General features: G+C 67.6%; 17 protein-coding genes. 8 read left to right on the top strand and 9 right to left on the bottom strand.

Annotated elements, in window-relative coordinates; genetic code table 11:
• Positions 1 to 3: 3 nt before the first annotated feature.
• The 4 genes from ACEN8G_RS01390 to ACEN8G_RS01375 all read left to right on the top strand — a co-directional run bounded on the left by ACEN8G_RS01390 (position 4) and on the right by ACEN8G_RS01375 (position 3582).
• On the top strand, positions 4 to 1182 hold the full coding sequence (locus ACEN8G_RS01390) for an acetyl-CoA C-acyltransferase (RefSeq protein WP_413415311.1): 1179 nt from the start codon (positions 4 to 6) through the stop codon (positions 1180 to 1182).
• 422 nt (positions 1183 to 1604) lie between these two features.
• Complete coding sequence (locus tag ACEN8G_RS01385; RefSeq protein WP_413415310.1) at positions 1605 to 2555, top strand: glucokinase; 951 nt, start codon at positions 1605 to 1607, stop codon at positions 2553 to 2555.
• A 45-nt stretch (positions 2556 to 2600) separates the two neighbouring features.
• The gene (locus ACEN8G_RS01380; protein ID WP_413415309.1) at positions 2601 to 3083 is read left to right on the top strand and encodes a pyridoxamine 5'-phosphate oxidase family protein; all 483 of its coding nucleotides are present in this window, start codon (positions 2601 to 2603) and stop codon (positions 3081 to 3083) included.
• 124 nt (positions 3084 to 3207) lie between these two features.
• On the top strand, positions 3208 to 3582 hold the full coding sequence (locus ACEN8G_RS01375; protein WP_413415308.1) for a YkvA family protein: 375 nt from the start codon (positions 3208 to 3210) through the stop codon (positions 3580 to 3582).
• An 8-nt stretch (positions 3583 to 3590) separates the two neighbouring features.
• On the opposite strand, the gene ACEN8G_RS01370 is transcribed toward ACEN8G_RS01375, so the two are convergent.
• Entirely contained in the window at positions 3591 to 4949 is a 1359-nt protein-coding gene (locus tag ACEN8G_RS01370; RefSeq protein WP_413415307.1) for an Ig-like domain-containing protein, read from the bottom strand.
• 336 nt (positions 4950 to 5285) lie between these two features.
• Positions 5286 to 6518, bottom strand: coding sequence for a polyhydroxyalkanoate depolymerase (locus ACEN8G_RS01365; RefSeq protein ID WP_413415306.1), 1233 nt, complete (start codon positions 6516 to 6518; stop codon positions 5286 to 5288).
• A gap of 273 nt (positions 6519 to 6791) precedes the next feature.
• Here ACEN8G_RS01365 and ACEN8G_RS01360 point away from each other — a divergent pair, with 273 nt between their 5' ends.
• The gene (locus tag ACEN8G_RS01360) at positions 6792 to 8570 is read left to right on the top strand and encodes an ABC transporter transmembrane domain-containing protein (RefSeq protein WP_413415305.1); all 1779 of its coding nucleotides are present in this window, start codon (positions 6792 to 6794) and stop codon (positions 8568 to 8570) included.
• A 50-nt stretch (positions 8571 to 8620) separates the two neighbouring features.
• Here the strand turns inward: ACEN8G_RS01360 and ACEN8G_RS01355 are convergent, their stop codons facing one another.
• Both ACEN8G_RS01355 and ACEN8G_RS01350 read right to left on the bottom strand, forming a co-directional pair.
• Entirely contained in the window at positions 8621 to 9517 is an 897-nt protein-coding gene (locus ACEN8G_RS01355) for an SDR family oxidoreductase (RefSeq protein ID WP_413415304.1), read from the bottom strand.
• Between the two features lie 44 nt (positions 9518 to 9561).
• On the bottom strand, positions 9562 to 10299 hold the full coding sequence (locus ACEN8G_RS01350) for an SDR family oxidoreductase (protein ID WP_413415303.1): 738 nt from the start codon (positions 10297 to 10299) through the stop codon (positions 9562 to 9564).
• Between the two features lie 118 nt (positions 10300 to 10417).
• Between ACEN8G_RS01350 and ACEN8G_RS01345 the strand changes: the two genes are divergently transcribed.
• Positions 10418 to 11311 (top strand): LysR substrate-binding domain-containing protein, encoded by an 894-nt coding sequence (locus ACEN8G_RS01345; RefSeq protein WP_413415302.1) that lies wholly within the window; start codon positions 10418 to 10420, stop codon positions 11309 to 11311.
• On the opposite strand, the gene ACEN8G_RS01340 is transcribed toward ACEN8G_RS01345, so the two are convergent.
• Together ACEN8G_RS01340 and ACEN8G_RS01335 are read right to left on the bottom strand one after the other, a co-directional pair.
• Positions 11292 to 13286, bottom strand: a complete 1995-nt coding sequence (locus tag ACEN8G_RS01340; RefSeq protein ID WP_413415301.1) for a sensor histidine kinase — start codon at positions 13284 to 13286, stop codon at positions 11292 to 11294. The genes ACEN8G_RS01345 and ACEN8G_RS01340 overlap by 20 nt on opposite strands.
• Before the next feature lie 173 nt (positions 13287 to 13459).
• Positions 13460 to 13885, bottom strand: coding sequence for an organic hydroperoxide resistance protein (locus ACEN8G_RS01335; protein ID WP_307119868.1), 426 nt, complete (start codon positions 13883 to 13885; stop codon positions 13460 to 13462).
• Positions 13886 to 14020: 135 nt separating this feature from the next.
• Here ACEN8G_RS01335 and ACEN8G_RS01330 point away from each other — a divergent pair, with 135 nt between their 5' ends.
• Together ACEN8G_RS01330 and ACEN8G_RS01325 are read left to right on the top strand one after the other, a co-directional pair.
• On the top strand, positions 14021 to 14458 hold the full coding sequence (locus ACEN8G_RS01330) for a MarR family winged helix-turn-helix transcriptional regulator (protein ID WP_413415300.1): 438 nt from the start codon (positions 14021 to 14023) through the stop codon (positions 14456 to 14458).
• Positions 14459 to 14821: 363 nt separating this feature from the next.
• Positions 14822 to 15991 carry a saccharopine dehydrogenase family protein gene (locus ACEN8G_RS01325; protein ID WP_413415299.1) on the top strand — a complete coding sequence of 390 codons (1170 nt, stop codon included), beginning with the start codon at positions 14822 to 14824 and terminating at the stop codon, positions 15989 to 15991.
• On the opposite strand, the gene ACEN8G_RS01320 is transcribed toward ACEN8G_RS01325, so the two are convergent.
• The 3 genes from ACEN8G_RS01320 to rnr form a co-directional block, all read right to left on the bottom strand.
• The gene (locus ACEN8G_RS01320; protein WP_413415298.1) at positions 15980 to 16342 is read right to left on the bottom strand and encodes a hypothetical protein; all 363 of its coding nucleotides are present in this window, start codon (positions 16340 to 16342) and stop codon (positions 15980 to 15982) included. The genes ACEN8G_RS01325 and ACEN8G_RS01320 overlap by 12 nt on opposite strands.
• Positions 16294 to 16716, bottom strand: coding sequence for a hypothetical protein (locus tag ACEN8G_RS01315; RefSeq protein ID WP_413415297.1), 423 nt, complete (start codon positions 16714 to 16716; stop codon positions 16294 to 16296). The genes ACEN8G_RS01320 and ACEN8G_RS01315 overlap by 49 nt, the downstream gene beginning before the upstream one ends.
• Before the next feature lie 70 nt (positions 16717 to 16786).
• On the bottom strand, positions 16787 to 19027 hold the full coding sequence (gene rnr / locus ACEN8G_RS01310) for a ribonuclease R (protein ID WP_413415296.1): 2241 nt from the start codon (positions 19025 to 19027) through the stop codon (positions 16787 to 16789).
• Positions 19028 to 19044: the final 17 nt, after the last annotated feature.

Below are 19044 nucleotides of genomic sequence, written 5' to 3'. Positions count from 1 at the left end.
ACCATGTCTCGCTCCGCAGTCATCGTCTCCACCGCTCGCACCGGCATCGGTCGCGCCTATCGCGGTGCGTTCAATGCCACGCCGGCGCCGACGCTCGGCGCCCATGCGATCCGCGCCGCCGTCGAGCGCGCCAGGATCGATCCGGCGGAAGTGCAGGACGTCGTGTTCGGCGCCGCGCTCCAGCAGGGCAGCACCGCCGGCAACATCGCCCGCACTGCGCTGCTGCGCGCCGGCCTGCCCGTCTCGGTCGCCGGCATGTCGGTCGATCGTCAGTGTGCCTCGGGCCTGATGGCGATCGCCACCGCCGCCAAGGAGATCATCGTCGACAATATGGACATCGCCATCGGCGGTGGCCTCGAGTCGATCTCGCTCGTCCAGACCCCGGCGATGCGCGTCGAGCCCGATCGCGAGCTGCTCGCGATGCACGGCGACATCTACATGCCGATGCTGCAGACCGCCGAAGTCGTCGCCAGCCGCTACGGCATCGGCCGTGACCGGATGGACGCCTATTCGCTCCAGTCGCAGCAGCGCACCGCCGCCGCCCAGGCCGCGGGCAAGTTCGACGACGAGATCGTGCCCGTCACCGCGACGATGAACGTCGTCAACAAGGAGACCAAGGAAGTCTCCCAGAAGGAAATCACCCTCGCCAAGGACGAGGGCAACCGCGCCGACACCACGATCGAGGGTCTGCAGGCGCTCAACCCGGTGCTGCCGAACGGCACGATCACCGCAGGCAACGCCTCGCAGCTGTCGGACGGTTCGTCGGCTTCGGTGCTGATGGAAGAGAAGCTCGCCGAGAAGCGCGGCCTGCAGCCGCTCGGCCGCTATGTCGGCATGGCCGTTGCCGGCACCAAGCCCGACGAGATGGGCATCGGCCCGGTCTTCGCGATCCCGAAGCTGCTCGAGCGCTACAACCTCAAGATGGACGATATCGGCCTGTGGGAGCTCAATGAGGCTTTCGCAGTGCAGGTGCTCTATTGCCAGGATCAGCTCGGCATTCCGAACGAGCTGCTCAACGTCAATGGCGGCGCGATCTCGATCGGCCATCCGTACGGCATGTCGGGTGCCCGCATGACCGGCCACGCGCTGATCGAAGGCAAGCGCCGCGGTGCGAAGTATGTCGTCGTCACGATGTGCATCGGCGGCGGCATGGGCGCGGCGGGCCTGTTCGAGGTGCTGTAAGGCCTCATCGAAAATTGACGCCTGCAGGGCCATGGAGGTCTTGCAAGTGTCATTGGACCAGCTCCGTTGATATGGGCCTCGGCTGTGCCAGCAGCGGGGGCCAAAATCGTTCGGGGCCCCGGGGGGGGGGCCGAACCCCTCCCGTCATGCTTATTTGAAGCGCGCCACCTCCACGACCTTGAGGATCAAGGTCGCAAGGATCAGGCACAAATTGGCTGGCCACCGGACCTTCCTGAACGGTCCCGCCGCCTTCATCCGCTGCAACACACGTTGTAACAAAACCGGCTTGCGCCCGGCCTTCTCTTCGCCCTACCCTCCTGACAACGCTGCCAATCGCAACCTTATTGCTTCTGTAACCAGTGTTAGCGATAACAGCTTTCGGACTTCGCAAAGCGGAGCCGGCAAAGAGAGGGATGCCGCCCATGGGCGAAGGCTTGGCTTTGGTGGCCGATATCGGCCGCCAATCGGTGCGATTCGGGCTGACCGGCGGAGACGCAGGGCTGGCGCCACGCGACATCCGCCGTTTCTCGACCAGCGAGCATCCCACCTTCACCAGCGCGCTCGTCACCTATCTCAACGGCCTCGGCCTGCAGGATGCGCGCCTGCCCAGCGTGCTCGCGGTGGCCGGCGCTGCGCGCGGCGACCTGATCAACCTCACCGGCAGCCGCTGGTACATCTCGCTCTCCGGCGTCGAGGCAGTGCTGCGCGCCCCGCCGCGCGCGCTCAACGAATGCGCGGCCAACGCGCTGGCACTCACCACCCTGCCGACCAGCGCCTTCACTGCGCTGCACGGCCCGCCGATCCGCCCCGTCGCGCCCGGCGGCAATTATGTCGTGATCGGCACGGGCACCGGGCTCGGCGTCGCGGCGCTGATCAGCGCGGGCGACCGGCTGATCCCCGTGCAGAGCGAAGCCGGCCATGTCGCCTTCGCTCCGCAGACCGCAGACGAGCGCAAGTTCGCCGAATTCTGCCGCGCCCGCGGCCATCCGCTCGATGTCGAGACGCTGATCAGCGCGCCTGGCCTGTGCCTTGCCTATGAGGCGCTGTCGGGCGGCGCCAAGCCCGGATCGCCCGAGGAGGTCACTCGCCACACCGCGCGCGACACCACCGCGGCGGCAGTGGTCCGCATGTTCGTCGAGCATCTCGGCAGCTTCGCCGGCGATCTCGCGCTGGCTTTCGGCGCCTGGGATGGCGTGTTCCTCACCGGCGCGATCAGCCGCGCGCTCCATCCGCACCTGATGGATCCGGCCTTCCGCCGCCGCATGGAGGGCAAGGCCGCCTTCCGCCGCCAGCTGTCCGAAGTGCCGGTGGCGCTGGTCAACCGCAACGATCTCGAGCTGATCGGTGCCGCCGCGGCCTATGGGAACGCCTGACGCCTCCTGCCGGTTCTCTCCCTACACCCCGATATGGAGAGCATCATGGCCGACGTCACCGAACTCAAGCAGCATCTCTGGAAGAAGCTGGCCGACAGCCCGTTCGTGATGGTCGGCCTGATCGACAGCCAGCAGCACCATATCCCGCTGACCGCGCAGCTCGACGCGGACCAGGTCGATACGCTGTTCTTCTTCGCCGGCAAGGACAACCGCCTGACGCCCGGCGGCCGCGCGATGGTGCATTTCGCCGCCAAGGGGCATGATTATTTCGCCTGCCTCGACGGCGATCTCCGCGTCGACAACGACTTCGCCCAGATCGACAAGCTGTGGAACCGCCATGTCGAGGCCTGGTTTCCGGGCGGCAAGGACGACCCCAACCTCGCTCTGCTCCGCTTCGACATCGACAGCGCCGAGCTGTGGGAAGCGGACATGTCGCTGGGCGGCATGGTGAAGATGCTGTTCGGCGGCAAGATCAAGGGCGACGAGGAAGGCAGCCACGCAGTGGTGGATACGACTACGGCTTCCTGACCGCCTCATCGCCTTCCCGCGCGATAACCATCATCCCGCCCCTACTTCCGTCATCCCGGCGAAAGCCGGGATGACGAATGGACTTGGACTTGACCCATCGCCCCGCCCGCGTCACGCCAAGCGCATGCCCGGCCCCTCGCTCGCCCATCGCATCCGCACCGAAGCGCATGCCGTCTGGTTCGCGGTGCGCGATCCGCGCACGCCGCTGGTCGCCAAGCTGGTCGGCCTGCTGGTCGCCGCCTATGCGCTGTCGCCGATCGACCTGATCCCGGATTTCATCCCCGTGCTGGGCCTCGTCGACGACGCGATCGTCATCCCGCTCGGGGTCTGGCTGTTCGAGAAGCTGATCCCGCCCGCCCTCTTCGCCGAGCACCGCGCCCGCGCCGAGATCGAGACGCAGCGCCCGGTCAGCTGGCCGGGCGTGCTGATCATCATCGCGATCTGGGCGGCGGTGGCTTGGCTGGTGTGGAGCGTGGTCGCGACGAGCGAGTATAATTGACCCTAAGCTCAATTCGTGCCGTACAGCTCACCATCGCTATCGAGCACGAACAACCGGCCGGCATAGTCGCACACGATTCCCACCGGTCGCTCGATCACGCCCGTCGCCGGGGCGAAATCGGCGGTGCGGTTCTCCATCTCACTGGCGCGGTGGAGGATACCGTCGGCGAGGAAGGTCGCGGGGAAGGCGAAGACCTTGCCCGATTCGTCGGTCACCAGGATCTTGTTGGCCAGGCTGGCGATCGGCCCCGGATAGAAGGCGCCCCCGGTCATCCCCTTGCCGGCGAAGAAGCCCTCGCCATGGCCATAGGTGAGCGACGGTCCGATCACCGCCGCCGGCGGATTGGCAACGCGCTCGAACGTCCCTTCGCGATAGGGCCAGCCGAAATCGATCGGTCGCGCATTCTGGTTGAAATAGCTGATCTCCTCCTGCTGGTCGGTTCCCCGATCGAGCAGGAAGCTCTGGCCGGAATAGCTCCCGCCACCCGCCGGCGCATGGACGCCGTCGCCAAACAGGCCGGTGGACAGGCAATAGGTGAAGGTCGACGCCCCACAATAGGGATCGATCTGCACCTGGTAGAATTTGCCATAGCCCGAGGCGGCATCCTGGGCGAGAGCGCCCGCGGGATCGCCGAGCGCAGCGTAGAGGAAGCCATCCCCGCCGACGAAGAACGCGCCGCGCGGCGCCAGCGTCGAGGCCGCGGCAAGGTCGCGGTCGATGGTATATTGCGCAATCGATTCCGGCAGCGGGATCGAACGCACGATCACCCCGCGTCCGGCAATGTCGAGCATCACCGCACCGTAGAAGTTGAAGTCGGTCACGGCGAGCACGCGGCCGGTCTCGCCCGGCTTGAACACATTGCCCGGATTGCGGACCGCCCCCGTGGCGGCATCGACCAGATGGATCGTACCGTCCTGCGAGACGATGAATAGCCCGCTCATCCGTCGGCGCGGCGTGATCGCCGCATCGGCGCCGAAGCCGCTCCCGATCCGCACCAGGTTGACGCCCTCATGATCGTTGGTGACCTTGACGCTCAGCGCCTGCGTGGCCGTGCCGCCCTTGCCGTCCGAGGCCGTGAGCGTGATCTCGTAGCTGTTGTCGGTATTGGCGTCGGTCGGCCGATCGAAATTGGGCGCCGAGGCGAAGGTGAGCGCATTGCCGGCCAGGGTGAAGGCGGCAGCATCGGCGCCGCCGGTGATCGCGAAGCTGACGGTGTCGCCGTCGGAATCGCTGGCTGTGGGCGTGTAGATGGTACCGCCGGTGTTCTCCGCGACCGAGATACTGGCGGCGGAGGTGAAGCTGGGCGCGTGGTTGACGGGCGCGGGCGCGGGCGACGATCCTCCACCGCCGCTGCACGCCCCGGCCATCGAGACGAGGCCAAGGGCCAGCGCGGGGACGCACGGCCTCCGTGTGAGAGCATTCCGCCACATAACTGTAATATCCCCCTTTTCTCGCACGGAACTTCCCATGCGGCCGTACGCCGTGCAAGCAGGTTCCGCTTCGATCCGGGGGTTTCCGTCGGGTTGGAAGATAGGCGCGCGACATCGGCAGGCGCCCATCGGCACCGGGGTCACCCAGCGCAGCTTGGTCGCGTGATGGGCCCGCAGCTCATCCTGCCAGGCGCGCAGCGTATGGAGCAGGAGCAGCAGATGGCCGGCGGCCTGGGGTTCCTCTCCCCGATGGGGAGAGGGCTTTGAGCACGCTCAGCCCTTGTGCGTCGCCATCCACTCCACCAACACCGGCGCGATGCGGTTGCGCCACTTGGAGCCGTTGAAGATGCCGTAATGGCCCACGCCCTGGGCGAGGTGGTACTGCTTCAGCGAATCCGGCAGCGCGGTCGCGATGGTCAGCGCCGCCTTGGTCTGGCCGATGCCCGAGATGTCGTCCTTCTCGCCTTCGATCGCGAGGATGCCGACGTCCTTGATCGCCGCCGGATCGACCTTGCGGCCGCGATGCGTCATCTCGCCCTTGGGCAGCGCATGCGCCTGGAACACCAGGTCGATCGTCTGGAGGTAGAATTCGGCGGTCATGTCGCAGACCGAGCGATACTCCTCGTAGAACTTCATCGTCGACTCGGCGCCCTCGTCATCGCCCTGGACGAGATGCTTGAACATCTCCCAATGGCTGATCATGTGGTTGCCGAGGTTCATCGTCATGAACCCTGCGAGCTGCAGGAAGCCCGGATAGACCTTCCGGCCGGCGCCGGCATAGGTCATCGGCACGGTGGCGATGACGTTCTGCTCGAACCAGCTGAACGGCCGCTCGGTGGCGAGCGTGTTGACCGCGGTCGGCGCCTCGCGCGTGTCGATCGGGCCGCCCATCATGGTCAGCGTCGCCGGGCGGTTGGGATGGTTGTCGGCACTCATCACCGCGACGGCGGCATAGGCCGGGACCGAGGGCTGGCACACCGCCAGCACGTGCGGGCGCGGATCGCCGTCCTTGCCGATGAAGGCGAGGAACTCGACCAGGTAATCGATGTAATCGTCCAGGTCGAAGCGGCCATCGGCGGTCGGCACCAGCTTCGCGTCGCGCCAGTCGGTGATGTAGACGTCCGCCACCGGCAGCATCCGCTCGACGGTGCCGCGCAGCAGCGTGGCATAGTGGCCGGACATCGGCGCGACGATCAGCAGCTTGGGGCCGCCCTCCACGCCCTCGCGCACGAAGCGCTTGAGCTGGCCGAACGGCTTGCGCAGCACGATCTCCTCATGGACGTCGACCTGCTTGCCGTCGATCTCGGTATGATCCAGCGCGAACTCGGGCTTGCCGCGCGGTGCGGAAGCATGCGCGAACACCTCGAGCGCCGAGGCCATCACCGGCCCGCCGCCGAAATAGGCGAAAGGATTGGCGGGATTGTTCAGCAGCCCGGCGGAGAAATTGGCCAGCGCGCTCGCACCTGCGAGAAGCGAGCGCTGAATCTCATAAGCGTCGTACAGCATTGCGTCCCTTCCGCCGTCCCCCTCCCCATCACGGCGGCGGCTATGTTAGCGTTATAGGCGAGCGGTGCTGCGGTGCAACGGCGCCCGGTATCAGAATGCGACAAATTGAGGACAGGTTCCCGTACCCGGGTTACGAAAATCGCAGCAAGGGCGGAGTAACCCTCTCTGCACGCACGATTAAACCGGCATCCCACGCTTTGAATGAATTCGCGGTAAGGATCCTCCGCCAAACGACAGTTTCCCTGCCCCCGCAATCGCGCTAGTCCGCCCCGCATGGCCGAACCCGTCCCGCCGGCGCCGCAGAAGCGCAAGCTCTCCAACCTGCTCGTCGTGTGGAGCTTCACCCGGCGCTATCCGCTCCAGCTGCTGATCGCGGTGGTCGCGCTGCTCGGATCGTCGGTGACGACGCTGCTGATCCCGCGCACCTTCCAGCTGATCATCGACCATGGCTTTGCTGCGGGCGTCGATACCAGCCGGATCGGCATCTATTTCGAGGGGCTGCTGCTCGTCGTCCTCGCGCTGGCGGTGTTCACCGCGGTGCGCTTCTATTTCGTCTCCTGGCTGGCCGAGCGCACCGTTGCAGACCTGCGCATCGCCGTGCACCGCAACCTGCTGCGCCTGCCGCCGAAATGGTTCGAGGAGAACCGCCCGTCCGAGATCGCCTCGCGCCTCACCGCCGACACAGCGATCGTCGAGCAGGTGGTCGGCTCCACCGTGTCGATGGCGTTGCGCAACCTGCTCACCGGCGCGGGCGGCGTGATCTATCTCTTCGCGCTCTCGCCCAAGATCGCCGCCTATCTGATCGTCGGCATCCCGATCACGATCCTGCCGATCGTCTGGCTCGGCAGCCGCGTCCGCCAGCTCTCGCGCAACAGCCAGGACCGGGTCGCCGATGTCGGCTCTATCGCCTCGGAGACGCTCGGCGCGATGCGCATCGTCCAGGCGTTCGGCCAGGAGACGCGCGAGGGCGAGCGCTTCGAGGGCGCCGTCACCCGCACCTTCGAGGCCGGCAAGCGCCGCTTCGGCCTGCGCGCGGTAATGACCGCGCTGGTGATCGGCGCGCTGTTCTCCGCGATCGTGCTGATCGTCTGGGCCGCCGTCGCCGATGTCGCCGCCGGCCGTGCCTCGGGCGGATCGATCCTGGCCTTCGTGCTTACCGCGGGTCTCGTCACCGGCTCGTTCAGCACGCTGACCGAAGTCTATGGCGACCTGCTGCGCGCCTCGGGCGCCGCCAGCCGCCTGGCCGAGCTGCTCCAGGAACAGCCCGACATCGCCGCCCCGGCCAAGCCGGTCGCCTTGCCCCAGCCGCCCCAGGGTGCGCTGACGTTCGATCATGTCACGTTCCGCTACCCCACCCGGCCCGAGGTCTCGGCGCTCAGCGACTTCTCGCTGGATGTCCGCCCGGGCGAGACGGTGGCAGTCGTCGGCCCCTCGGGCGCCGGCAAGTCCACCCTGTTCCAGCTGCTCCAGCGCTTCTACGATCCGGAGGGCGGCGAAGTCCGGATCGACGGCGTGCCGATCAAGTCCGCCGACCCGGCCGATGTCCGCGCCCGCATGGCGATGGTGCCGCAGGAGACGGTGATCTTCGGTGCGTCCGCCCGCGACAATCTGCGCTACGGCGCCTGGGACGCCTCGGACGAGCAGATCTGGGCCGCCGCCCAGGCCGCCAACGCCAGTGACTTCCTCCGCGACCTGCCCGAGGGGCTCGAGACCTTCCTCGGCGAAGGCGGCGCCCGCCTGTCGGGCGGCCAGCGCCAGCGCATCGCCATCGCCCGTGCCCTGCTTCGCGACGCCCCGATCCTGCTGCTCGACGAAGCCACCTCCGCGCTCGACGCCGAGAGCGAGCGTCTGGTGCAGGACGCGCTCGAGCGGCTGATGGAGAACCGCACCACCCTGGTCATCGCCCACCGCCTCGCCACCGTCCGCGCCGCCGGCCGGATCATCGTGATGGACGAGGGCCGCATCGTCGAGACCGGCACCCATGCCGAGCTCGTCGCCCAGGCCGGCCTCTACGCCCGTCTCGCCGCGCTGCAGTTCAACGAGGCGGCCTGACGCGAAAAGGGCCCGCACGCCGGCGGGCCCTTTCCTGATCACGGAGGCGCTCAGACCAGCCTGGCCGGCTTGAGCAGGTCCGACATGCCCACGCGGTGGAGCATCTCGGCGCGCACCCGGTCCATCACGCCGAAGGTGACATCGGCGCCGTCCTGGCTCGGGTCATAGTGGAGGCGGAACGGCCGGGTGCCGAATTCCATGCCGACCAGGTCGACGATCTCCTCGGCCACGCCCGCCGGATCAGCGTCTTCCGGCACGATCTCGCCGAACGCCTTCTGGATGATCGCGCCGAAGTCCTTGTACGGACCCGCCTCATATTCGGCGAGCCGCGCGGCATCCGCCGGGCTGCCCGAATGGGCGAAGTGGTTGGTGCCCTTGGTGAAGGCGCCGGGCACGACGATCGAGGTCTCGATCCCCCAGCGGCTCAGCTCGCGGGCATATTGCACCGCCAGCGCGTCCATCGCCGCCTTGGCCGCGAAATAGGGCGAGAGATAGGGCGGCGTGCCACCCGCCGAGCTGCTGCTCGACACCCAGACCAGCAGCCCCTGCTTCGCCGCCCGCATGTGCGGCAGCGCGGCGCGGTTGACCCGCTGGGTGCCCAGCACATTGACGTCATATTGCTGGGCAAACTGCTCCGGCGTGAAGCTCTCGGCCGGCCCGAACATCATGTGCCCGGCATTGTGGACGAGCACGTCGATCCGGCCGCTCTCGGCGATGATCTTCGCCACCGCCGCCTCGGTCGAAGCCTCGGACTGGACGTCGAGCTCGATCGGGCGAAGGTCGCTGCCCGGGATGGCGGCCAGCTCGGCGGCATTCTTCGCGTTGCGCCCGGCGACGTCGCGCATCGAGGCGTAGACGATGTGCCCGGCCCGGGCGAGCGCCTCGGCGGTCAGGCGGCCGAAACCGCTGGAGGCACCGGTGATGAGGATGATCTTGCTGTTCGACATGGGAAATTCCTTTCGAAGATAAGAGCTTGGGAAGAGGTTCGGGATCAGATGATCCCGCCGTTTGCGCGCAGCACCTGGCCGTTGATCCAGCCGCCGTCGGGGCCGGCGAGGAAGGCGACGGCGCCGGCAATGTCCTCGGGCTGGCCGAGGCGCTCGAGCGGCGCGGCCTTGGTGAGCGTGTCGATCACCGACTGGGGCTTGCCGTCGAGGAACAAGGCCGTGGCGGTCGGCCCGGGGGCGATCGCGTTCACCGTGATGTTGCGGCCGCGCAGCTCCTTGGTGAGGATATGGGTCATCGCCTCGACCCCCGCCTTGGTGGCGGCATAGACCGCGTAGCTGGCGGGGCGCAGCCCGACGACGCTCGACGACAGGTTGATGATCCGCCCGCCTTCGCGCAGCCGCCTGGCTGCCTCGCGCAGCGTGTTGAAGCTGCCCTTCAGGTTGATCGCGACCTGGCTGTCGAACAGCGCGTCGTCGCTCTCGGCCAGCGTCGCCAGCTTCATGATGCCGGCATTGTTGACCAGCACGTCGACCCCGCCGAACGCCGCCTGCGCCGCGTCGAACATGCGGGCCACCGCCGCCGGATCGCTCACATCGGCTTGGGCCGGGATGGCCGAGCCGCCCGCCGCCTCGATCTTCGCGACCAGCACCTCGGCCTCTGCCGCGCCGCCGGCATAGTTGACGACGACGGTGAAGCCGTCCTTCGCCAGCCGCTCGGCGATCGCAGCGCCGATGCCGCGCGAAGCGCCGGTGACGATCGCAACTTTCTTGTCCGTGTTCATCTTCGCATCTCCACTTGGCCCGGGACCGTCCCGAGCGGTGATGCCTAGATGCCTGCTGGCGGACCCAAGATAATCAGCCTAGATACGGCAACATTGTTCGTTTTGATGGAATAGTGGAATGGACCGACTCGACGCGATGCGGCTCTTCACCCGGGTGGTCGACCGGCGCAGCTTCACCCAGGCGGCGCACGATCTCGACCTGCCGCGCTCGACCGCGACCCAGGTGATCCAGCAGCTCGAGATGCGGCTCGGCGTGCGGCTGCTCCAGCGCACCACCCGAACCGTCCGCCCCACGCTCGACGGCGAGGCCTATTATCGCCGCTGCCTCGCGATCCTCGACGATATCGAGGATGCCGAGGGCGCCTTTCTCGGCGCCGTCCCGCGCGGCATGCTCCGGATCGAGGTGCAGGGAACGATCGCCCGCCACTTCCTGCTCCCGGGCATCCCGCACTTCCTCGATCAGCATCCCGGCATCGAGATCTCGATGAGCGAGAGCGACCGCTGGGTCGACATCGTGCGCGAGGGCGTCGATTGCGTGCTGCGCTATGGCGCGCTGCCCGACAGCGACTTGGTCGCGCGCACCGTGACGATGCTCGACCGGATCACCGTCGCCGCTCCCGCCTATCTCGCCCGCCAGGGCACGCCCGAGACGCCCGCCGACCTCGCCCACCACCAGGCCGTGTCGCTGCGCTCGCTCACCACCGGCGCGCTGACACCCTTCGAGTTCGTCCGCCCGCACGGCGTGGAGCGGATCGAAGTCGCCTCGCCCTTTTCGGTCACCGGCACGGAGAGCTATCGCGACGCGGTGCTGCTCGGGCTCGGCCTCGCCCAGATGCCGGTCTTCCACATCGAACGCGACCTGGCCGAGGGCCGGCTGGTCCGCGTGCTTGCCGAGCATCCGCTGCCCAGCGCGCCGATCTCGATCCTCTATCCGCGCAGCCGCCAGCTGTCCCCGCGGGTGCGGCTGTTCATCGACTGGGCGGTCCAGCGCTTCACGGCACAGGCCGGCTGATCTCCTGGTCCTCCATTGATGCCGCCGGCAGGGTGAAGCAGAAGGTCGCGCCGCCGCCCTCGCCATTGGCCGCGCTCATCGTGCCGCCATGCGCCTCGACGATGCGGCGCGAGATCGACAGGCCGATGCCCATCCCGGCCCCCGCCTTGGTCGAGGTGAAGCGTTCGAACAGCTGGTCGAGGATCGCCTCGGGCACGCCCGGGCCGTCGTCGCGGAACAAGATCTCCACCCATTCCTCGTCGTTCCGATAGGCGGCGATCACGATCCGCCCGCGATGCGGCGCGCTCGACCGGATCGCCTCGACCGCGTTGCGCAACAGGTTGACCACCACCTGCTGCACCTGGATGCGGTCGATGAACACGCAAAGGTCCTCGGGTTCCACCGCCAACTCGATCTCGACATGGTGCGCGCTGGTCCCGGCCAGCACCAGCTGGATGGCATCGTCGATCATCGGCACCAGCGGCTCGACGCGCTTTTCCACGTCGCGGTGCTGGGCGAATTCGCGCATCCGCCGGATGATCTCGCCGGCGCGTACCACCTGGCCGCGCGCCTGCTCCACCATCTCGGGCGCCGGCCCCTGATCCTCGTGCTGGTTCAACACGAAGCCCGCCGCCGACAGATAGTTCACCGCCGCGGTCAGCGGCTGGTTCAGCTCGTGCGCCAGGTCGGCGGCCAGCTCGCCCATCGCATTGTGGCGCGAGACATGGGCAAGCTGCGCGCCCAGCCGTGCGACATGCTGCTCGGCGGCGAGCTTCTCGGAAAGATCGCGCGCGAACAGGGTGAAGCAGGTCTCGTCGTCCATCCCCTGGAGCAGCGCGCCGCGCAGCTCGAGCGGGAAGCGCGATCCGTCGAAGCGCACGCCTTCGCCGGTCAGCAGGAACTCCGGCGCCTTGCGCGCCAGCAGCCCGGCAAGCTTGTCGCGCTCCTTCTCGCCGAGATAATCGGCCATGTTGCAGCCCGGCCCCATTTCCGGAGGCACGCCCCACAGCCGGGCGGCGGCGGCACTGAAGTCTTTCGAGCGGCCCTCGCCGTCGATCACGATCACCGCGTCGGGCACGCCGGCCAGGATCGAGCGGAGCTGCCGCTCGCGCAGCAGCACCGCCTCGTTCTGCTGCTTGGCGCGACGCAGGCCGATGCCGAGCAGCAGCAGCACGATCAGCACATTGCCCACCACCACCAGGAAATGGGCCTCGTTATGGGTGAGCAGCCGGCCGCCGACGCTGAGCAGCGCGATCAGCGATGGGAAGACCGGCAGCACGATGATCGCGGGGGAGAGCTGGCGCAGCAGCGTATATTCGAAGCCCAGCTCTTCCTGCTGCCGCCCGCGCTCGTTGAGCCCACTCTCGTTGAGGATATGCAGCACCATCGCCAGCGCCATGGTGAAGTTGGGCAGCGCCGAAGCGGTCGAGCGGCCGATGAAGGTGGGCGAGAGGTTGGTCGGATCGGTGACCGTCATCGTCATGGTCAGTACGGAGAGCCCCAGGCTCGCGCTCGCCAGCAGCACCACCCAGGTGCGCGCGAAGGCCGACCGGCTGGTCATCAGCAGGATGGCGATGCAGTTGAGGATGAAGATCGCCACCGCGCCCAGGCCGGGGATGCCGTGGTTGGTCACTTGCAGCGCCGCCACCTGCCCGGGGAACAGCAGCCGCTCGAGACCCAGGTCGAGCCGCGCGGCATATTGCACGACGATCAGCAGCAGCAGCGCCAGGGGCACGGCAGTCACCGCCCGCGCCACATTCCATGCACCGCGGTGCGCCAGCAGCGCTCCGATCGCGATCAGCAGGAACAGAGAGGCAGTGAGCGGGGCGATGGCGTAATGGGGATTGCCGAACCCGCGCAGCACCGGGACGGCGAAAATCCAGCCTAGGATCGGCAGGGCCGGGCAGAGGATCGAGACGAGGAGCAATCCGGTCGCCCAGCGATCCGCTGCAATGCTCCCCCTTGCCCCGCTGTCCTCGGCCGTTGCGATGTCCATCGCTTCCTTCCCCCGCCCAGGCCGTCGGGCGCCCGTCATGTCGACTCGCTTATGGCGGATTTACCACATGTCTGCAGCCTTCACTTTTGCGCAGATTAAGGGCCCCGCCAGCCCGGGAAAATTGCGGAGGTTCCGTATTTCCCGGGCGGCAGGGCCTTTGGAGCGGGGATGTTTCAGGCGATGGTCAGGCCCACGTCGATATTGTTGCGGGTGGCGTTCGAGTAAGGACAGATCTGGTGCGCAGCCTCGACCAGCTTCTCCGCATCGGCCCGCTCGACGCCGGGCAGGTTGATCTCCAGGTCGGCGGTGATGCCGAAGCCGCCTGCCGCACGCGGGCCGATGCCCACCGTCGCGGTCACGGTCGTCTCGGCCGGAACCTTGAGCTTCAGTTGCTGGCCGGCGACCTTCAGCGCGCCGATGAAGCAGGCCGAATAGCCCGCGGCGAACAGCTGCTCGGGATTGGTGCCCTCGCCGCCGGCGCCGCCCAGTTCCTTCGGGGTCGAGAGCTTGGCGACGAAGCGCCCGTCCTCGCTGCGGGATTCGCCGTCACGGCCGCCGTTCGAGGTGGCGCGGGTGGTGTACAGGACATTGACGGACATGCTCGGTCTCCTCATTTGGTTCGCGATATCAGTTATCGCGATAAGCATTAGCTAGGGGCTGAGTCGGGGCTTGTCCAGCAAAATCGTTATCGCGATATAGATTTTGATGATATTGGTTCCGCCAAGGAGACGAACATGCCCGCCGCGATGCCGCTCGACGACCAGCTCTGCTTCTCGCTCTATGCGACCAGCATGGCGATCACCCGCGCCTACAAGCCGATGCTCGACCAGCTCGGCATCACCTATCCGCAATATCTGGTGCTGCACGCGCTGTGGGAGCAGGACGGCCGCACCGTCGGCGCGATCGCCGATCGGCTGGCGCTCGAATCGAGCACCATCACCCCGCTGGTGAAGCGGCTCGAGGCCGCCGGCTTCGTCACCCGCGAGCGCAATCCCGAGGACGAGCGCCAGGTCCAGGTCCGCCTCACCCCGCGCGGCGCCCGGATGCGCGAGGATTGCGGCTGCCTGGCCGAGGAGCTGCTGGTCCGCTCCGGCATGAAGGGCGAGGAGCTCGGCGCGCTCAACCGCGAAGTGAAGACGCTGTGGAACGCGCTCCGCGAGGCGAAGGACTAGACGGTTCTCCTAGTTCCCCTCCCTGCAAGGGAGGGGTCAGGGGTGGGTTAGAATAAGGTCGGGCTCGATGCCCGGCCTTTTCTTTTCTCCGCGGCCGCGTGGCTGAGCTCGCTGCGCTCGCCACCCACCCCCAGCCCCTCCCTTGCAGGGAGGGGAGTGGATTCAGCCACGACAGACCCGCAAATCACCATACCGCCTCTTCCAAAATAGGATTTCCTCTGCTTCACTGCCCAACGCTCGAAAAGGCCCGTGATCGGGGAATCGGCAGCCCGCCGCTCTCCCACGCGTTAATAAGAGCGATTCAAGAGATTCAATGAATCGTTCGACCAGACGGTTGAACGCCGAGGAGCAGGAACCGGGAAAATGGCAGACCGCGAATTCGATATCATCGTCTATGGCGCCACCGGCTTCACCGGCCGCCTCGTCGCCGAATATCTCGCCGGCCATTATCCCGACGTGAAATGGGCGATGGCGGGCCGCTCGCTGACCAAGCTGCAGGAAGTGCGCGACGAGATCGGCGCGCCTTCGGATACGCCGCTGCTCACCGCCAATGCCGACGATCCCGCCAGCCTCACGGCGATGGTCGCCCGCGCTTCGGTGGTGATCTCCACCGTCGGCCCCTATCAGCTCTATGGCGAGGCATTGCTCGCCGTCTGTGTCGAGACCGGCACCGCCTATGTCGATCTGTGCGGCGAGCCCGCCTGGATGGGCCAGATGATCCGCAAATATGAAGACGCCGCCAAGGCCAGCGGCGCGCGCATCGTCTTCTCCTGCGGCTTCGATTCGATCCCCTTCGATCTCGGCGTGTGGACCGCGCAGCAGGCGGCGATCGCCCGCTTCGGCAAGCCCGCGCCGCGGGTGAAGGGCCGGGTGCGGGCGATGAAGGGCACCTTCTCCGGCGGCACCTTCGCCAGCGGCAAGGCCTCGATGGCCGCCGCGGCCAAGGATCCCTCGATCCTAAAGCTGATGATCGATCCCTTTGCGCTGACCCCGGGCTTCGCGGGGCCGCACCAGCCGAACGGTATGGTCCCCTATCATGACGAGGCGGTCGATGCCTGGGTAGCGCCCTTCATGATGGCGGTGATCAACACCAAGAACGTCCACCGCTCGAACTTCCTCGCTGGCCAGCCCTATGGCGCCGACTTCCAGTATGACGAGATGCTGATCGTCCCGGGGCTCGGCGAGATCGGCAAGGCTGCAGCCGAGGCGCTGGCCAAGATCAACCCGATGGCGGCCGACAAGGGCCCGGCGCCGGGCGAGGGCCCGAGCAAGGAAGAGCGTGAGACGGGGTTCTACGACCTGGTCTTCGTTGCCGAGATGCCGGACGGCCAGCGCCTGTCGGCAACGGTCAAGGGCGACAAGGATCCGGGCTATGGCTCGACCAGCAAGATGATCGCCGAAAGCGCGCTCTGCCTGCTCCGCGACGTGCCCGCGGAGGGCAAGGGCGGCATCTGGACCGCCGGCGGCCTGATGCCCGAGCCGCTGGTCAAGCGGCTCGAGGCAAATGCCGGGCTCAGCTTCTCAGTAGAGTAAGGTGATCAGCCCCGCGGCGAGGAGGCACAAGGCGATGACGATGGGGACCAGGAAGGCGCGGGTGCGCTCCTGGCTCCGCTGCCAGGCGACGATGTCGAACCAGTAGCGGCCCGGCCCCGCGTCCCGGACGATCCCGGCGCGGCGCATGCGCTCGAACTGGGTGCGCTCGACGGGCCGCTGCGGCACGAAGGGAACCGCCTCCTCGGCGGTCACCGCGTGGAGGGCAAAGAAATGGGCGCGGATCCGCCGCCGTGCCCCTGCGGCCAGCGCCCCGATGATCGCCGGGGCGCCGGAAGCCGGGATCACTTCGGTGCGGCGGGCGTGGCAGCCGGCGCCGGCGCGGGCGGGCACTTGGTCACGACCGGCCCCTTGGCGAGCTTGGCGTCGTCGAGCGAGTCGACCCGCATCGAGACGCCGGTGTCGAAGAATTGCGGCGCGGTGCCGCAAAAGCCGCCGACCAGGGCGGTCGAGATGTCCGCGGGGGTCAGCCCGGTGCGCCAGCCCTTGGGGCCGTCGACGGTGAGGACCAGCGTGTTGGCTTCCGCGGTGATGGCCTTGAGAGTGATACCACCCTCGAAGGTCTGGCCGACGGCGCCCTGCATGTTCTTGGCGAAGTCGGCCGCGGTCGGCTTGGCCTGGGCAGCGGGCGCCGGCGCCGTCTGGGCAGCGGCGGGCAGAGCCGGGGCGACAACGAACGCGAGAGCGAGGATGATGGGCTTCAGCATTGGGTCGATTCCCCCGGGAATGTGGAAGCGGGAGCATAAAGGCCCCCGCCTCGGGGTCAATGAACCCAGATCAACGCCGCTTCCCATTATGGCGGATATTGGCCGGCCGGCCGCGCCGCTTGATCGGACGGGGACGGCCCTTGTGGACCCGGTCCCGCTCGAACGCCGAGGGTCCCGCCGAGCCCTTGCCGTCGGGCAGTTCGAAGCGCAGCGCACCCGAGACCGGATTGGCCTCGACCAGCCGCAGCTGGAGCCGCATGCCGATGGTGAACGCGTCGCCGCTCTCGTCGCCGACCAGCCGCTGCCCGGCCTCGTCGTAGCGGAAGTATTCGGTGCCGAGGTCCCGCGCCGCGACCAGCCCGTCCCCGCCGACGCCGTCGACGGTGGCAAAGAAGCCGAAGCTCTGCACCCCGGTGATCCGTGCCTCCAGCACCTCGCCGACATGGTTGGCGAGATAGGCAGCGACATAGCGGTCGATGGTCTCCCGCTCGGCTTCCATCGCCCGGCGCTCGAGGCTGGAGATGCTTTCGCCGATCCGCTCCATCGTCGCGGCCTCGTCCTGCGTCAGCCCGCCCGGGCCAAGGTCATAGGCGTGGACCAGCGAGCGGTGGACGATCAGGTCGGCATAGCGGCGGATCGGCGAGGTGAAGTGGGCATAGCTGCCGAGCGACAGGCCGAAATGGCCATGGTTCGCCGGCCCGTACGAAGCCTGCATCTGGCTGCGCAGCACCTGCTGCATCACCTGCTCGCGGAAATCGCTCTCGCCGACGCGCTTCAGGATATGGTTGAACGTCGCTGGCTTGATCACCTGCCCGAGCGCGAACTCGATGCCGAAGGTCTTGAGATATTCCCGCAGCGCGACGAGCTTCTCCCGTGCCGGCGGCTCGTGGATGCGGTACATCACCGGCGCCTTCTTGGCCTCCAGCGCCTTCGCCGCCGCAACGTTCGCCGCGATCATGTAATCCTCGATCAGCTTGTGCGCATCGAGCCGCTCCCGCGGTGCCACCGAGAGGATACGCCCCATCTCGTCGAGCACGATCCGCCGCTCGGGCAGATCGAGGTCAAGCGGCTCGCGCTTGTCGCGCGCATTGTTGAGCGCGGCCCAGCAGCCCCAGAGCGGCTTCAGCGCCACCTCGGTCAGCGGATGCTCGATCTTGCCGTCGATTGCCGCCTGAGCGTCCTCATAAGCGATATTCGCCGCAATGCTGACCACCGCACGCGTGAAGCGCCAAGTCTTCAGCTCGCCATGCTTGCCGATCTGGAGATGGCAGGCCAGTGCCGCGCGGTCCTCGCCTTCCTTGAGCGAGCAGACCTCCGCCGAGAGGATCTCGGGCAGCATCGGCACGACGCGGTCGGGGAAATAGACCGAGTTGCCGCGCTTCCGCGCCTCGCGGTCCAGCTCCGAGCCGGGGCGGACGTAGAAGGATACGTCGGCGATCGCGACCACGGCCTTCCAGCCGCCTTCGTTCTTCGGATCGTCGTCGGGCGCGGCCCAGACCGCATCGTCATGGTCGCGCGCGTCCGCCGGGTCGATCGCGACGATCGGCAGGTGGCGAAGGTCCTCGCGCTTGCCAAGGTCGGTCTTCGACACCCGCTCGGCTTCGTCGAGCAGGTCCTCGGAGAAGACATTGGGGATGCCATGCCGGTGGATCGCTATCAGCGAGAAGCTGCGCGGGGCGAAAGGATCACCGAGAATCTCGACCACCTTGGCGGTGATCCGCGGCGGGCGGCCGGTCTTCTCGGCGAGGACGAGATCGCCCTGCTCGGCACCGCCGGCATCGGAGACCGGCCAGTTGCGCCGCTCCTTCTTCTCGACGCCCTGCAGCCAGAGCCGCCCGGCCTCTTCCTTGAGCACGCCGAGCATCAGTTCCTCGCCACGGGCGAGCTTCTTCATCGGATGGGCGATCCAGCCGTTGCCGGCCTCTTCGGTGCGGGCGAGGATGCGGTCGCCGATGGCCAGCGCCGAGCGCTTGCCGCGCGCCTCGCGAACCCGCAGCCGCGGCACGGGCACGCCCTCGGCCTCCCAGCGCTCGGGCACCGCCCAGGTGGTGTCGCCATCGGCATCGGTGATGCGCAGCACGGTGACCTTGGGCACGCCGCCCATCTTGTGGAAGGCGCGGCCCGGGGCGACGTCGATCAGCCCCTCGTCGCTCATGTCCTTGAGCAAGGCCTTGAGCAGGATCTTGTCCTGCCCGTGCAGCCCGAATGCCTTGGCGATCTCGCGCTTGCCGGCGGGCGTGTCGGAATTGGTGATGAAATCTAGAATCTGCTGCCGCGTGGGCAGCCCTGCTTTATGTTTTGGTTTTGCCATTGGACCCCAAGATAAGG

Source organism: Sphingomonas sp. Sphisp66 (assembly GCF_047324325.1).
In the GTDB taxonomy this organism is placed as follows: Bacteria; Pseudomonadota; Alphaproteobacteria; order Sphingomonadales; family Sphingomonadaceae; genus Sphingomonas.
This window is presented reverse-complemented; position numbering and strand designations above follow the sequence as displayed.

What these genes read in the sequence shown, in the direction of transcription:
- ACEN8G_RS01325 (WP_413415299.1), top strand. Translation starts at nt 14,822, where the DNA reads ATGGCAGACCGCGAATTCGATATCATCGTCTATGGCGCCACCGGCTTC.
- ACEN8G_RS01360 (WP_413415305.1), top strand. Translation starts at nt 6,792, where the DNA reads ATGGCCGAACCCGTCCCGCCGGCGCCGCAGAAGCGCAAGCTCTCCAAC.
- ACEN8G_RS01385 (WP_413415310.1), top strand. Translation starts at nt 1,605, where the DNA reads ATGGGCGAAGGCTTGGCTTTGGTGGCCGATATCGGCCGCCAATCGGTG.
- ACEN8G_RS01380 (WP_413415309.1), top strand. Translation starts at nt 2,601, where the DNA reads ATGGCCGACGTCACCGAACTCAAGCAGCATCTCTGGAAGAAGCTGGCC.
- ACEN8G_RS01330 (WP_413415300.1), top strand. Translation starts at nt 14,021, where the DNA reads ATGCCCGCCGCGATGCCGCTCGACGACCAGCTCTGCTTCTCGCTCTAT.
- ACEN8G_RS01345 (WP_413415302.1), top strand. Translation starts at nt 10,418, where the DNA reads ATGGACCGACTCGACGCGATGCGGCTCTTCACCCGGGTGGTCGACCGG.
- ACEN8G_RS01315 (WP_413415297.1), bottom strand. Translation starts at nt 16,716, where the DNA reads ATGCTGAAGCCCATCATCCTCGCTCTCGCGTTCGTTGTCGCCCCGGCT.
- rnr (WP_413415296.1), bottom strand. Translation starts at nt 19,027, where the DNA reads ATGGCAAAACCAAAACATAAAGCAGGGCTGCCCACGCGGCAGCAGATT.
- ACEN8G_RS01365 (WP_413415306.1), bottom strand. Translation starts at nt 6,518, where the DNA reads ATGCTGTACGACGCTTATGAGATTCAGCGCTCGCTTCTCGCAGGTGCG.
- ACEN8G_RS01390 (WP_413415311.1), top strand. Translation starts at nt 4, where the DNA reads ATGTCTCGCTCCGCAGTCATCGTCTCCACCGCTCGCACCGGCATCGGT.
- ACEN8G_RS01375 (WP_413415308.1), top strand. Translation starts at nt 3,208, where the DNA reads ATGCCCGGCCCCTCGCTCGCCCATCGCATCCGCACCGAAGCGCATGCC.
- ACEN8G_RS01370 (WP_413415307.1), bottom strand. Translation starts at nt 4,949, where the DNA reads ATGGCCGGGGCGTGCAGCGGCGGTGGAGGATCGTCGCCCGCGCCCGCG.
- ACEN8G_RS01355 (WP_413415304.1), bottom strand. Translation starts at nt 9,517, where the DNA reads ATGTCGAACAGCAAGATCATCCTCATCACCGGTGCCTCCAGCGGTTTC.
- ACEN8G_RS01335 (WP_307119868.1), bottom strand. Translation starts at nt 13,885, where the DNA reads ATGTCCGTCAATGTCCTGTACACCACCCGCGCCACCTCGAACGGCGGC.
- ACEN8G_RS01340 (WP_413415301.1), bottom strand. Translation starts at nt 13,286, where the DNA reads ATGGACATCGCAACGGCCGAGGACAGCGGGGCAAGGGGGAGCATTGCA.
- ACEN8G_RS01350 (WP_413415303.1), bottom strand. Translation starts at nt 10,299, where the DNA reads ATGAACACGGACAAGAAAGTTGCGATCGTCACCGGCGCTTCGCGCGGC.